Raw genomic sequence first — 12,877 nt, 5'->3', positions numbered from 1 at the left:
CGGGGGGCGAAGCGTATGCGTAGGCGACCTCCTCCGGCCGGGTGAACGGGGATTCACCCGGACCTTCTGCAAGGGGGAAACTTGCGCAGACAAGTCAAAAGAGTGTGCGCGGCCTCTGTCGCCTCAGCGGCCGCCATCGCCCTCGCCGTGGGAATGACCAGCCCGGCGTCGGCCGAACCGGAGCAGCGCCCGTCCGGCGCCGCCAGCTCGTTCTCGTCCCCCCACCGCATCACCCTGATCACGGGTGACCGGGTCTCCATCGACTCCAAGGGCCGCGTGGTCGGTCTGGAGCGGACGCAGGCGCGCAGGCACATACCCGTCCAGATCCGCCGGATCCACGGGCACACGCTGGTGATCCCGGCCGACGCGGCGCGGCTGGTCGCGGCGGGCAAGCTCGACCAGCGGCTGTTCGACGTCACCGAGCTGAACAAGTCCGCGATCCGCGCCTCCCAGGCGAAGGGCCTGAAGGTCATCGTCGGCTACAAGGGCGCCGCGGCCGCCACCAAGGCGGACGTCCGGGACGCGGGCACCCTGCGCCGGACCCTGAAGTCGCTGAACGCGGACGCGGTGCAGACCTCCCACCAGGACACGCCCGAGCTGTGGGACGCGCTCACCAACGGCGACCGGACCGCCTCCGGGATAGCGAACGTATGGCTGGACGGTGTCCGCAAGGCCAGCCTCGACAAGTCCGTCGCGCAGATCGGCGCCCCCAAGGCGTGGGCGGCCGGATACGACGGCAAGGGCGTCAAGATCGCCGTCCTGGACACCGGCGTCGACGCCACCCACCCGGACCTCAAGGACCAGGTGATCGCGGAGAAGAACTTCTCCCGGGCCGCCGACGCGAAGGACAAGGTCGGCCACGGCACGCACGTCGCGTCCATCGCGGCCGGCACCGGCGCCAGGTCCGCAGGGAAGTACAAGGGCGTGGCTCCCGGCGCCGACATCCTCAACGGCAAGGTCCTCGACGACGAGGGCTTCGGCGACGACTCCGGCATCGTCGCGGGCATGGAGTGGGCCGCCGAGCAGGGCGCCCAGGTCGTCAACATGAGCCTCGGCGGCACGGACACCCCGGAGGTCGACCCGATGGAGGCGGCGGTCAACAGGCTGTCCGCCGAGAAGGGCATCCTCTTCGCTGTAGCGGCGGGCAACTCCGGTCCGGAGTCGGTCGGTTCGCCCGGCAGCGCGGAGGCCGCGCTGACCGTCGGCGCCGTCGACGACAAGGACGTGCTCGCGCCCTGGTCCAGCACCGGCCCCCGGCTCGGCGACGGCGCCATCAAGCCGGACGTGACCGCCCCGGGCGTCGCCATCACGGCCGCGTCCGCCAAGGGCAGCCTCTTCGAGCAGGAGCTCGGCGAGAAACCGCCCGGCTACCTGACCATCGAGGGCACCTCCATGGCGACCCCGCACGTCGCGGGTGCCGCGGCGATCCTCAAGCAGCAGCACCCGGACTGGTCGTACACCGAGCTCAAGGGTGCCCTGACCGGTTCCACCAAGGGCGGCAAGTACACGGCGTTCCAGCAGGGTTCGGGCCGTATCCAGGTCGACAGGGCCGTCAAGCAGACGGTGATCGCCGACCCGGTGTCGCTGAGCTTCGGCACGCAGCAGTGGCCGCACACCGACGACAAGCCGGACACCAGGAAACTGACGTACCGCAACCTCGGCACCCAGGACGTCACGCTCACCCTGTCCGCGACGGCCACCGACCCCAAGGGCCGGCCGGCTCCCTCGGGCTTCTTCAAGCTCGGCGCGACGAAGGTGACGGTTCCCGCGGGCGGCGAGGCCGCCGTCGACCTCACCGTCGACACCAGGCTGGGCGGCACCCTCGACGGCGCCTACTCCGCGTACGTGACGGCGGCGGGCGGCGGGCAGAGCGTCCGTACGGCCGCCGCGGTGCAGCGCGAGGTGGAGTCGTACGACGTCACCGTCAAGCACCTCGACCGGGACGGCAAGCCGGCGCCCGAGTACAACACCGCACTGTTCGGCTACGCGGGCCTGGCCACGAACCTGGACCACCAGGTTCCGCCCGCCGAGTCCGGCACCACCACGCTGCGGCTGCCCCGCGGCACGTATCTGCTCGACGCCTGGATCGGCAAGGACCTGGTGACCCTGGAGGGCGGCCTCGACTGGCTGGTCCAGCCGAAGCTGAACGTCACTGAGGACATCACCGTCACGATCGACGCCCGCACGACGAAGTCGGCCGACATCACCGTGCCGGACGCGCGGGCCGAGCAGGTGCTCGCCGCCAGCAGCTACTTCTACGACCCGGCGGGTCTCGGCCTCGGCGTCGGCCTCGCCTCCTTCGCCGACCTGCGCATGGCGCACCTCGGCCCGCAGGTCGCGAGCGGCCTGGTGCAGAGCTGGAACGGCCAGTGGACCAAGGGGGACGACGCCGAGTACGACGTCGCGACCACCGCCGAGGTCAAGAAGATCCAGGGGAACAAGGTCCGCCACTTCAAGGCGGGCGAGCTCGCCGAGGTGAAGAGCAGCCTGGGTGCCGCGGCCCCCGGCAAGACCGGCGCGCTGCTCCCCGTGGGCGTCTTCCCCGACGACGCCGTGATCAGCGCTCCGATCGAGCAGAAGCTGCCGGGCTCGCGGACGATGTACCTGTCGACGTCCGACAAGGTCCAGTGGACGTTCGACTTCGAGCAGTACGCGGGCCGGGACGCGGACGGCTTCCCGATCATCGACGCCGGTTACACCCTGGGCAGCCCGCAGACGTTCAAGGCGGGCCGGCGCTACGCGAAGACCTTCAACACGGCGGTCTTCGGCCCGCACATCAACAAGGAATTCGGCCTGTTCCGTCAGGACAACGAGATCTACGGCTTCCTGCCGCTGTTCGCCGACGCCCACAAGCACGCCGGCGCGTCGGACTTCACGGCGGTGACCACCAGCCTGTACCGCAACGGCACCAAGGTGGGCACCAACGACGACCCGCTGTTCGGCGGGACGACGTTCAAGGTCCCGGCCGCGGAGGCCGAGTACAAGCTGACCACCTCGGTCAAGCGGAGCGTCAAGGTCGCGGCCGCCTCCACACGGATCGACGCGAGCTGGACCTTCCGCTCCAAGAAGCCGACCGGTGACCAGGCCACGCTCGCGGCCTCCACCGTCCGCTTCAACGCCAGGACGGGCCTGGACAGCCGGGTCGAGGCCGGCAAGAAGGTGACGTTCCCGGTCACCGTCGTCGGCTCGGCCGCGGGCGCCAACCTCAGGTCGCTGCACGTGTACGCGTCGTACGACTACGGCCAGACCTGGAAGAAGCTCGACGTCAGGAACGGCAGGATCACCGTGAAGAACCCGGCGAAGGGGAAGGGAATCTCCTTCCACGCCAAGGTCGCCGACAAGAAGGGCAACAAGGCGACGGTGTCGATCTACAACGCCTACTACGGCAAGTAAGCCGTACGGCGTGCCGGAGGCCGCCGCCGAACCGCCCGCCGGAACTGCTCTTCCGGCGGGCGGTTCGCGCTTGCCCGCACGGCGTCGGCCACGAACCCGGCCGCCACGAGGGGGACTTCGAGCACGGTGCCGAGGGGCCGGTGCGTCAGCCGCCGCTGCCGTACGGCCTCGTCAGGATCTCCAGGTTGTGCCCGTTCGGATCCTCGAAGTAGGCGCCGCGGCCACCGTCGTTGTGGTTGATCTCGCCGGGACGGCGGTGGTACGGGTCGGCCCAGTACGTCAGACCGGCCTCACGGATCCGGCCGAAGATCGAGTCGAAGTCGTCCTCCGACACCAGGAACGCGTAGTGCTGCGGTGTGACCGCGCCGGGCGTGTCCAGATAGTCCAGGGTCACGCCGTTGGGGATCTCGACCGGGACGAACGGGCCGTACTGCGGGCTCACCGCCAGGCCCAGGATGTCGGCGAGGAACTGGGCCGACGCCTTCTTGTCGTGCGCCGCGACGATGGTGTGGTTGAGCTCGACGGTCATCGTGGGCTGTCTCCTCGTCTCACACGGATCGGACTGGCTCCGTCTCCCACGCTAGGCGGGCCCGCCACGCGGCACATCGGTCCCGGGGAGGGGGCGGGTCTACTGCTTCGGTACTCCGCCCTCGGCCCCGAGCCGCTCATGCCGAGGGCCCCGGAGCGGTACGGCTCCGGGGCCCTCGGCCAGGGGGTGGGCGCCGACGTCAGATCGTCGCCGTGTCGATCACGAACCGGTACCGCACATCGCTGTCCAGCACCCGCTCGTACGCCTCGTTGATCTGCTCGGCGTCGATCAACTCGATCTCGGCGCCGAGACCGTGCTCGGCGCAGAAGTCCAGCATCTCCTGGGTCTCCCGGATGCCGCCGATGCCGGATCCGGCGAGGGTCTTGCGCCCGCCGATCACCGAGAAGAGGTTGAGCCTGACGGGCTCCTCGGGGGCGCCTACGTTCACGAACGCGCCGTCCGTCCTGAGCAGGGACAGGAACCGGTCCAGGTCCAGCGGCGCCGAAACCGTGGAGAGGATGAGGTCGAAGGTGCCCCTCAGCTCCTCGAAGGTGTTCTCGTCGCTGGTCGCGTAGTAGTGGTCGGCGCCCAGCTTCAGCCCGTCCTCCTTCTTGCGCAGGGACTGCGAGAGAACCGTGACCTCGGCGCCGAGCGCGTGCGCGATCTTCACGCCCATGTGGCCGAGGCCGCCCATGCCGAGGATCGCGACCTTCTTGCCGGGACCTGCGTTCCAGTGCCTGAGCGGGGAGTACGTGGTGATGCCGGCGCACAGCAGGGGCGCGGCCACGTCCAGGGACAGGCCGTCGGGGATGCGGACGACGAAGTTCTCGTCGACGACGATCTTCTCCGAGTAGCCGCCGTAGGTCGGCTCGCCGTTCTTGTCGAGCGCGTTGTAGGTGCCGACATTGCCGCCGGTGCAGTACTGCTCCAGGCCTGCCTCGCAGTTCTCGCACTCACGGCAGGAGTCGACCAGGCAGCCCACGCCCACGCGGTCGCCGGCCTTGTACTTGGTCACGCCCGAGCCGACCTCGGAGACGATGCCCGCGATCTCGTGCCCGGGGACCATCGGGAAGATCGCCTTGCCCCAGCCCTCGCGGGCCTGGTGGATGTCGGAGTGGCAGATACCGGCGAACTTGATGTCGATCAGGACGTCGAACTCGCCGACCTCGCGGCGCTCGATGGTGGTGCGCTCCAGCGGAGCCTTCGCGGCGGGTGCGGCGTATGCGGCAACGGTCGTCATGCCGGGGATCTCCTAGCGGGGTTCTCGTGCCCGGCTGCCTTCTGGTCTTCGCTGTCCGTCCGGGCACGGCATCCAGCCTGCCGGGAAGAGGCTGCGCCACCCAGACCTCGGTCGTGCGTACGCTCGCCGGTCCTACCACTGGTGGGGTCAGGCTCCTGTGCGTAGGACCGGGAATACTTGAGGCATGGACGAAAAGCCCGATTCCCTGTCCGGACCCGCCGCCGACACCGGTGCCGACCGGGCCGGCCTGGACCCGCGGGCCGAGCTCAGCGAGTTTCTGCGCACCCGGCGTGCCCGGCTGAAGCCGGAGGACGTCGGGCTGCCGGACTTCGGGCGGCACCGCAGGGTACCGGGGCTGCGGCGCGAGGAGCTGGCACAGCTGGCCGGGGTGTCCGTGGCGTACTACACACGCCTGGAGCAGGGCAACGGGCGCAACGTCTCGGCGGAGGTCCTCGACGCGATCGCGCGGGCGCTGCGGCTGAGCGACGCCGAGCACGCCCATCTGACCCACCTCGCGAAGCCCAAGCAGCACAAGAAGAAGCCGGCGGCGCGCACCGAGCAGGTGCGGCCGGCGCTGCGGCAGCTGCTGGAGTCGATCGACGGGGTACCCGCCTACGTCGCGGGGCGCCGCTCGGACATCCTCGCCTGGAACCGGATGGCGGCGGCGGTCTTCGGCGACTGGTCGGAGCTGCCGGTCCAGGAGCGGAACTGGGCACGGCTGGTGTTCCTCAGGCCCGAGTACCGCGACCTGTTCGTGGAGTGGGAGCAGAAGGCGTCCGACATGGTCGCCTATCTACGGATGGACGCCGGCTGCCACCCGGACGACCCGCGGCTGTCCGCCCTGGTCGGCGAACTCTCGGTCAAGAGCGAGGAGTTCCGGCGGCTGTGGGCCACCCACGACGTCAAGGAGAAGACCTACGGCGTCAAGCACATCCGGCATCCCCTGGTGGGCGAACTGACCCTTAACTTCGAGTCGTTCCGCATGTCCGACGGCACCGAGCAGACACTGATCACGTATCACGCGGAGCCGGGTTCGGCGTCGGCGGAGGCCCTGCGGCTGCTGGCCAGTTGGGGAGCGGACGCGACGAAGGCGGGGACGTCCCCGCTCCGCTGACGCTCATGCGCAACGGCGCGCAGGGCCGCCGCGCGCACGGTCGCCGCGCACGGCCGCCACCGCTGCCGCGTCAGTGGCCGCCGCGCCCCTCGACCGCCGCGGCGATGTCGTCGAGGTCCTTGGCGACGGCCTTCCTCACCGCCCGTGCGCCGACCCCGCCCAGAAGTCTCGTGAGCAGGCCCGCGACCCCGCCGGGAGCCACCGCCGTGAACGTCATACGGATGGTCGCCGCGGACGGCCCGTCCGCCCTCACCACCCACTCCGAGACGTAGTGGGTGCCGTGCGACTCGGCCTCCACCACATAGCGCTCGGGCGCCTCGCAGGCGGTCACCCACATCTCCTCGGTGGCCTCCTTGCCGAACATGCGCCGGGTCTCCCGCCACCGGGTGCCCACCCCGAAGGCCCCCTCCGTGACGACCTCGACCCTGGAGACGCCGCTGAGCACGCGCTCCATTCCCTCGATGTCGGTCAGCGCCTCCCACACGGGCCCCCGGCCCGCGGCGACGCGCCGCTCCACGACGACGCTTCTGCTGGTCATGCCCCCATGAAAGCAGCCGGGTCCGACAGTCGCCCGACGACACTCGCCCGACGCCCGACGACGGTCGCCCGACGCCCCACGCCCCACGCCCCACGCCCGACGGCTGCCGGCCGCGGCCGGTGCCTCAGCGCCCCCGCCGGGCGTTGAGCCGGGCGGCCTGCCGGGTGAGGTGGTCGCGTTCGGCGAGGTTGGGTGCCTTCCCGGCCGCCTCGGCGTACAGCCGTGCCGCCGTGGCCAGGTCGCCGTCGCGCTCGTGGAGGTACGCGGCCACCGCGGCGTGCCGGGGCAGCGTGTCGTCCACAGCGGCGAGCGCCGCCAGCCCGGCACGCGGTCCGTCGGCCTCGCCGACGGCGACCGCGCGGTTGAGCCGGACGACCGCGCTGTCGGTCAGGCGCGCCAGTTCGTCGTACCACTCGACGATCTGCACCCAGTCGGTCTCCTCGGCGGTGGGCGCGTCGGCGTGCAGGGCGGCGATGGCGGCCTGCGCCTGGAACTCGCCCAGCCGGTCGCGGGCCAGGGCGGCCTGCAGGATGCCGACGCCCTCGGCGATCGCCGCGGTGTCCCACCGGCCGCGGTCCTGCTCGGCGAGCGGCACGAGCCCGCCGTCGGGTGCGATCCGGGTGGCGCGCCGGGCGTGGTGGAGCAGCATGAGGGCGAGCAGCCCCGCCACCTCGGGATGGTCGACCTGGGCCGCGAGCTGCCGGGTGAGCCGGATGGCCTCGGCGGCGAGGTCGACGTCGCCGGAGTAGCCCTCGTTGAAGACCAGGTAGAGCACCCGCAGCACGGTGACGACATCGCCGGGCTGGTCGAACCGTACGCCGGAGACCGTGCGCTTGGCCCGGCTGATGCGCTGGGCCATCGTCGCCTCCGGCACCAGGTAGGCCTGGGCGATCTGCCGGGTGCTGAGCCCGCCGACGGCGCGCAGGGTGAGCGCGACCGCGGACGAGGGCGTCAGCGACGGGTGGGCGCACAGGAAGTACAGCTGAAGGGTGTCGTCCGCGGCGGGCGCCGGCCCGGGCACCGGTTCCTCCTCCACGAGGCCCTCACGCCGGCGGCGTGCGGCGTCCGACCTCGCCTGGTCGAGGAACTTGCGCCAGGCCACCGTGACCAGCCAGCCCTTCGCGTCCCGCGGCGGATCGTCCGGCCAGACGCGGACCGCCTCGACCAGCGCGTCCTGCACGGCGTCCTCGGCCGCCGCGAAGTCGGCTCCGCGGCGGACGAGAACGGTGAGCACACCTGGTGTGAGGCTCCGCAGCAGTGCCTCGTCCATGAAGAGAGGTCACTCCGTGATGGTGGGCGGCGCGGCGAGGAACGGACGCAGCTCCAGCCACTCGTGGATCGGCTTGCCGCCAGCCCCGGGGGCCGCCGACAGCTCCCCGGCCAGTTCCACGGCACGCTCGTAGCTGTCGACGTCGATCACCATCCAGCCGGCGATGAGGTCCTTGGTCTCGGCGAACGGGCCGTCGGTGACCGGCGGGCGGCCCTCACCGTCGTACCGGACCCACGTCCCCTCGGGCGCGAGCGCCTGACCGTCGACGAACTCCCCGCTCGTCTCCAGCCGGTCCGCGAAGTCCCGCATGTACTGCATGTGCGCGGAGATCTCCTCCGGCGTCCACTGGTCCATCGGCACGTCGTTCACCGCGGCCGGGGCACCGCGGTAGTGCTTGAGCAGCAGGTACTTGGCCATGGTGTTCTCCTCGGTGCTGTGCGACCCATTCTGGTCGCGTTCACCTCGGGGACGGAGCCGGTCGTGGTTTCTCGACATCACCGCGACAGGATTTTCCGGGCGATCACCGAGCCGCTCACCGAGCCGCTCACCGAGTCAGCGGACGCGGTAGGCGGAGAAGATGTGCAGGGCCGCCTCGATCTGCGCCCGCGTGGGGGCGTCGGGCTCCCCGGCGAGGGCGACGAAGACCACCGACGACCCGTGGTCGGCCGCGACCAGCAGCGTCAGCGGGATCCGGCCCGACACCGGGTAGTCGTACCAGTCGCCCGTCTCCACGTCCGTCTCGGGAAGGGCGTTCTCGACCGCCTGCCAGTCGGAGTCGTCGAAGCCGTAGCCGGAGAACTCCGCGACCGACTCGCAGAACGGCCGCAGGTTCTCCTCGAAGATCCAACTCTCGCCGAAGGCCGGATCAGGGCTCGGGCGCTCGCCCGTCGCAGTCATCGGCTGTCCCCCAGTGATCTCCGTGGGCGAGCCGGCCGGGTTTCTCCCCGGCCGGCCCTTGCGGTCGGCTCGGAACCGGGTGCCTAGAACGGGTCGGCGTTGCCGCTGTCGTCGTAGGCCGGGTACATGACCGAGGAGGAGACACACCGCAGCACCGTGGTCCCCTCCATGTGGCACAGCTCGATCCAGGCCCGGTCTATCCAGCCGCCGGGGTTCGCGTAGGTGTACCACTGACCGGACGTGCCGACACCGGTGGACACCCGGCGCAGCTGGTAGTAGACCGTCCCGGCGGCGCCGGCGGTCACCAGGCGTACGGCCACGCCGTGGCCGTCGGACGCCTTGTCCTCGACGTAGAGGTACACCGGGTCGAGGCGGTAGGGGTTCAGCCGCCACTGGGTCTTGCCCGAGGCGTAGCCCCAGCTGGTGGAGACCGAGGTGCCGGTGACCGTGCTGGCGGACGCCTGGCCGGCTCCCAGGCTCAGCGTGAACAGGGCCGCGAGGGTCGCGGCGATGCCGATGGTGCGCTTGCGACGCATGAACGCTCCGTGAAAGTCGTGTGTGGAGCGTGCACCCTATCGCCAGAACGATCACAGCACACCAAGATCCCCGGAGCGCATACGCCGGTGCTCACCCGTCGGCCTTGGCCACACCTATCGGGCAGGACACCCCGGTCCCGCCGATCCCGCAGTAGCCTGCCGGGTTCTTGTCCAGGTACTGCTGGTGGTACCCCTCGGCCGGATAGAAGGTCCGGTCCTGCGCCGGGAGGATCTCCGTGGTGATCGTGCCGTAGCCGGAGCCGGTCAGGACCTTCTGGTAGGACGCGCGGGAGGTCTCGGCCGTCTTCGCCTGGTCAGGAGTGTGCGTGTAGATCGCCGAGCGGTACTGCGTGCCGACGTCGTTGCCCTGACGGAAGCCCTGCGTGGGGTCGTGGGACTCCCAGAAGGTCTTCAGGAGGCGTTCGTACGAGATCACGCTCGGGTCGTAGACCACGCGCACGGCCTCCGTGTGGCCGGTCAGACCCGAGCAGACCTCCTCGTAGGTGGGGTTCTCGGTGTAGCCGCCCTGGTAGCCGACCAGGGTCGTCCACACGCCGGCCGGGAGCTGCCAGAACTTGCGCTCGGCGCCCCAGAAGCAGCCCAGGCCGAAGTCGGCGATCTCCAGGCCCTCGGGGTAGGGGCCGAGGAGCGGGTTGCCGAGGACCGTGTGACGGTCGGGGACCGCGAAGGCCGGGTCCGGGCGGCCCTTCAGCGCCTGCTCGGGGGTGGGCAGGACGGGCGTACGGCCGAAGAGCATGACGGGTTCCTTCCAAGCGGGCCTCGCGACCCTGAGGGCGACGGCAGCGGTGCTCCGGCGGTCGTCCCCGCCGGCGGTACCCCCTTCAACGCACGGCCGGCCTCTCGGATTCCGCGCCACGCCGCTGCCGCCCGCGCGGCACGGGAAATCAGTGCGGCAGTGTCGCCGGGCTGCCGCCGTTCGCCTCGTAACCCGCCACCGCCAGTGCGCGGTAGACCGCGAACTCGGCCGCCGGGTCGGCGGACAGCGTCCAGGGCAGCGCACCGACATGGCCGTCGACGTGCACCAGCTGGTCCATCGCCTCCGCCCAGCGCTCACCGCGGACCAGGAAGAAGACCAGCAGGTGCCGTACGTGCGCCAGCATCGGGTCGTCGGGGCGCGCGGCGTGCACCGCGTACAGCGCGCCGTGGATCGCCTTCGTCACGACCTCGCTCTGGTAGAAGCCGCTGACCAGGTTCACCTCGGGCATGTGCTCGAAGACCGCGAACAGCGGCATCGCGGCGAGGAGGGAGCCCTGGGGCGCGCGCGCCGCCGCCGCCTCCGCGAAGTCGTACGCGAGCGCACGCGAGCCGTGCCACTTCTCGCACCAGTAGTGCAGGGCCGCGAGGTGCGCGCCCATGTGGGCCGGGGCACGGTCCAGTATCTTCAGCCAGAGCTGCTCGAACTCCGGTCGGGAATAGGCCAGTCCACGGGCCACCGACAGCTCGATGACGTACGGGATCGGATCACCGGGGGCCAGCAGCGCGGCGTCGGCACACGCCGACTTCGCCTCCTCCATGATGATCCGGAACTCGTCCGTGCCCGGCGTCGCCGTGCGCCACGCCTGCTGCACCAGGAACTCCGCGTGCACGGCCGCGCCGCCCGCGTCCTTGGGCTGCTCGGTCCGCCACACCCGCAGCCACTGACCGCCCGGCGACTCGCCGACCCCGCCCGGCCGCTGCTGCAGCTCCAGCGACGCGGCACCGGCGAAGGCCTGCACCCGCTGCCAGCGCAGCTCGCCCTCCGCCTCCGTGCCGGCCAGCAGCTGCGAGGCGGCCCGGTAGTCCTGGGTGCGCTGCACCAGGTCGAGGACGTCCAGCAGGTCCTGGTCGGGGCCGGGCATGCGGATGTCCAGCTCCTCCTGCCGTACGAAGCCGTAGTTCGCCGGGTCCGCGGCGTCCGGGTGGCCCGGCGGGACCTGCTCGATCATGCCCCGCCTGCGCCGCATGAACGGCACCACCACGAAGGCGACCATGAGCAGCGCGATCAGCACCCAGAGAATCTCCATGCCTCCAGCGTTCCAGACGCCGCCGACAATTGGCCAACGAGTGGCCCCCGGACCTCGCCGAAAGCCCGTCGCCCGGCGCGTGCCGCGTTCGCGCACTACCCTCGGTGCCCATGAGCGACAGGCATATCAACCAGCATTTCGAGACCCTCGCGATCCACGCGGGCAACACCGCCGATCCCCTGACCGGTGCGGTCGTCCCGCCGATCTACCAGGTCTCGACCTACAAGCAGGACGGCGTCGGCGGCCTGCGCGGCGGCTACGAGTACAGCCGCAGCGCCAACCCGACCAGGACCGCCCTGGAGGAGAACCTCGCCGCACTGGAAGGCGGCCGCCGCGGGCTCGCGTTCGCGTCCGGACTGGCGGCCGAGGACTGCCTGTTGCGTACGCTGCTCAGCCCCGGCGACCACGTGGTCATCCCCAACGACGCCTACGGCGGCACGTTCCGCCTCTTCGCCAAGGTCGTCTCCCGGTGGGGCGTGGAGTGGTCGGTCGCCGACACCAGCGACCCGTCCGCCGTACGGGCCGCCATCACCCCGAAGACCAAGGCCGTCTGGGTGGAGACCCCCTCCAACCCGCTGCTCGGCATCACCGACATCGCCGCCGTCGCCCAGATCGCCCGGGACGCGGGCGCCCGGCTCGTCGTCGACAACACCTTCGCCACGCCCTACCTGCAGCAGCCGCTGTCCCTCGGCGCGGACGTCGTGGTGCACTCCCTGACCAAGTACATGGGCGGCCACTCGGACGTCGTCGGCGGCGCCCTGATCGTCAGCGACCCGGACCTCGGTGAGGAACTGGCCTTCCACCAGAACGCGATGGGCGCGGTCGCCGGGCCCTTCGACTCCTGGCTGGTGCTGCGCGGCACCAAGACGCTCTCGGTGCGCATGGACCGGCACAGCGAGAACGCCACGAAGATCGCCGACATGCTCACCCGGCACGCGCGCGTCACCCGCGTCCTCTACCCCGGCCTTCCCGAGCACCCCGGTCACGAGATCGCCGCCAAGCAGATGAGGACCTTCGGCGGCATGATCTCCTTCCAGGTCGCCGGCGGCGAGGAGGCGGCCGTCGAGGTCTGCAACCGCACCAAGGTGTTCACGCTCGGGGAGTCCCTGGGCGGCGTCGAGTCCCTCATCGAGCACCCGGGACGCATGACGCACGCCTCCGTCGTCGGCTCCGCCCTGGAGGTGCCCGGCGACCTCGTGCGCCTCTCCGTGGGCATCGAGAACGTGGACGACCTCCTGGAGGACCTCCAGCAGGCGCTGGCCTAGGAGCGTCCCGAAAGTCCCGGGCGGGTGCCGTGCGGGACTTTCGCACCACCCCCTGGTCCGGGCCTCTCGGG

12 protein-coding genes are annotated in these 12,877 nt (G+C 71.0%); 3 read left to right on the top strand and 9 right to left on the bottom strand.

Annotated features, from left to right (window positions below):
- Positions 1–153 precede the first annotated feature (153 nt).
- Positions 154–3,393, top strand: coding sequence for a S8 family peptidase (locus tag ACWCPI_RS28770; RefSeq protein WP_451040905.1), 3,240 nt, complete (start codon positions 154–156; stop codon positions 3,391–3,393).
- 145 nt (positions 3,394–3,538) lie between these two features.
- Here the strand turns inward: ACWCPI_RS28770 and ACWCPI_RS28765 are convergent, their stop codons facing one another.
- Together ACWCPI_RS28765 and ACWCPI_RS28760 are read right to left on the bottom strand one after the other, a co-directional pair.
- On the bottom strand, positions 3,539–3,922 hold the full coding sequence (locus ACWCPI_RS28765) for a VOC family protein (RefSeq protein WP_388802601.1): 384 nt from the start codon (positions 3,920–3,922) through the stop codon (positions 3,539–3,541).
- A gap of 199 nt (positions 3,923–4,121) precedes the next feature.
- On the bottom strand, positions 4,122–5,162 hold the full coding sequence (locus ACWCPI_RS28760) for an NAD(P)-dependent alcohol dehydrogenase (RefSeq protein WP_451040881.1): 1,041 nt from the start codon (positions 5,160–5,162) through the stop codon (positions 4,122–4,124).
- Between the two features lie 184 nt (positions 5,163–5,346).
- Here ACWCPI_RS28760 and ACWCPI_RS28755 point away from each other — a divergent pair, with 184 nt between their 5' ends.
- The gene (locus ACWCPI_RS28755; RefSeq protein WP_451040880.1) at positions 5,347–6,276 is read left to right on the top strand and encodes a helix-turn-helix domain-containing protein; all 930 of its coding nucleotides are present in this window, start codon (positions 5,347–5,349) and stop codon (positions 6,274–6,276) included.
- 70 nt (positions 6,277–6,346) lie between these two features.
- Here ACWCPI_RS28755 and ACWCPI_RS28750 read toward each other — a convergent pair whose 3' ends face one another.
- The 7 genes from ACWCPI_RS28750 to ACWCPI_RS28720 all read right to left on the bottom strand — a co-directional run bounded on the left by ACWCPI_RS28750 (position 6,347) and on the right by ACWCPI_RS28720 (position 11,541).
- The gene (locus ACWCPI_RS28750) at positions 6,347–6,814 is read right to left on the bottom strand and encodes an SRPBCC family protein (RefSeq protein WP_451040879.1); all 468 of its coding nucleotides are present in this window, start codon (positions 6,812–6,814) and stop codon (positions 6,347–6,349) included.
- A 124-nt stretch (positions 6,815–6,938) separates the two neighbouring features.
- Positions 6,939–8,084, bottom strand: coding sequence for an RNA polymerase sigma factor (locus ACWCPI_RS28745; RefSeq protein ID WP_451040878.1), 1,146 nt, complete (start codon positions 8,082–8,084; stop codon positions 6,939–6,941).
- 9 nt (positions 8,085–8,093) lie between these two features.
- On the bottom strand, positions 8,094–8,501 hold the full coding sequence (locus ACWCPI_RS28740; RefSeq protein ID WP_451040877.1) for a YciI family protein: 408 nt from the start codon (positions 8,499–8,501) through the stop codon (positions 8,094–8,096).
- Between the two features lie 135 nt (positions 8,502–8,636).
- On the bottom strand, positions 8,637–8,981 hold the full coding sequence (locus ACWCPI_RS28735; protein ID WP_451040876.1) for a hypothetical protein: 345 nt from the start codon (positions 8,979–8,981) through the stop codon (positions 8,637–8,639).
- An 83-nt stretch (positions 8,982–9,064) separates the two neighbouring features.
- Complete coding sequence (locus tag ACWCPI_RS28730; protein ID WP_451040875.1) at positions 9,065–9,517, bottom strand: hypothetical protein; 453 nt, start codon at positions 9,515–9,517, stop codon at positions 9,065–9,067.
- A 91-nt stretch (positions 9,518–9,608) separates the two neighbouring features.
- A complete protein-coding gene (msrA, locus tag ACWCPI_RS28725) occupies positions 9,609–10,274 on the bottom strand; it encodes a peptide-methionine (S)-S-oxide reductase MsrA (RefSeq protein WP_451040874.1) in 666 nt (221 codons plus the stop codon).
- 148 nt (positions 10,275–10,422) lie between these two features.
- Positions 10,423–11,541, bottom strand: a complete 1,119-nt coding sequence (locus ACWCPI_RS28720) for a hypothetical protein (RefSeq protein WP_451040873.1) — start codon at positions 11,539–11,541, stop codon at positions 10,423–10,425.
- Positions 11,542–11,651: 110 nt separating this feature from the next.
- On the opposite strand from ACWCPI_RS28720, the gene ACWCPI_RS28715 reads away from it, so the two are divergent.
- Positions 11,652–12,806: a cystathionine gamma-synthase gene (locus ACWCPI_RS28715; RefSeq protein WP_451040872.1), complete on the top strand. Its 1,155-nt coding sequence runs from the start codon at positions 11,652–11,654 to the stop codon at positions 12,804–12,806.
- Positions 12,807–12,877 lie beyond the last annotated feature (71 nt).

The organism is Streptomyces sp. NPDC001920 (assembly GCF_053594495.1).
Note: the sequence above shows the minus strand (reverse complement) of the source record. Positions and strands in the feature narration are given on the sequence as shown.

Coding starts and splice junctions, on each gene's coding strand:
- ACWCPI_RS28770 (WP_451040905.1), top strand. CDS start 154: ATGACCAGCCCGGCGTCGGCCGAACCGGAGCAGCGCCCGTCCGGCGCC.
- ACWCPI_RS28765 (WP_388802601.1), bottom strand. CDS start 3,922: ATGACCGTCGAGCTCAACCACACCATCGTCGCGGCGCACGACAAGAAG.
- ACWCPI_RS28760 (WP_451040881.1), bottom strand. CDS start 5,162: ATGACGACCGTTGCCGCATACGCCGCACCCGCCGCGAAGGCTCCGCTG.
- ACWCPI_RS28755 (WP_451040880.1), top strand. CDS start 5,347: ATGGACGAAAAGCCCGATTCCCTGTCCGGACCCGCCGCCGACACCGGT.
- ACWCPI_RS28750 (WP_451040879.1), bottom strand. CDS start 6,814: ATGACCAGCAGAAGCGTCGTCGTGGAGCGGCGCGTCGCCGCGGGCCGG.
- ACWCPI_RS28745 (WP_451040878.1), bottom strand. CDS start 8,084: ATGGACGAGGCACTGCTGCGGAGCCTCACACCAGGTGTGCTCACCGTT.
- ACWCPI_RS28740 (WP_451040877.1), bottom strand. CDS start 8,501: ATGGCCAAGTACCTGCTGCTCAAGCACTACCGCGGTGCCCCGGCCGCG.
- ACWCPI_RS28735 (WP_451040876.1), bottom strand. CDS start 8,981: ATGACTGCGACGGGCGAGCGCCCGAGCCCTGATCCGGCCTTCGGCGAG.
- ACWCPI_RS28730 (WP_451040875.1), bottom strand. CDS start 9,517: ATGCGTCGCAAGCGCACCATCGGCATCGCCGCGACCCTCGCGGCCCTG.
- msrA (WP_451040874.1), bottom strand. CDS start 10,274: ATGCTCTTCGGCCGTACGCCCGTCCTGCCCACCCCCGAGCAGGCGCTG.
- ACWCPI_RS28720 (WP_451040873.1), bottom strand. CDS start 11,541: ATGGAGATTCTCTGGGTGCTGATCGCGCTGCTCATGGTCGCCTTCGTG.
- ACWCPI_RS28715 (WP_451040872.1), top strand. CDS start 11,652: ATGAGCGACAGGCATATCAACCAGCATTTCGAGACCCTCGCGATCCAC.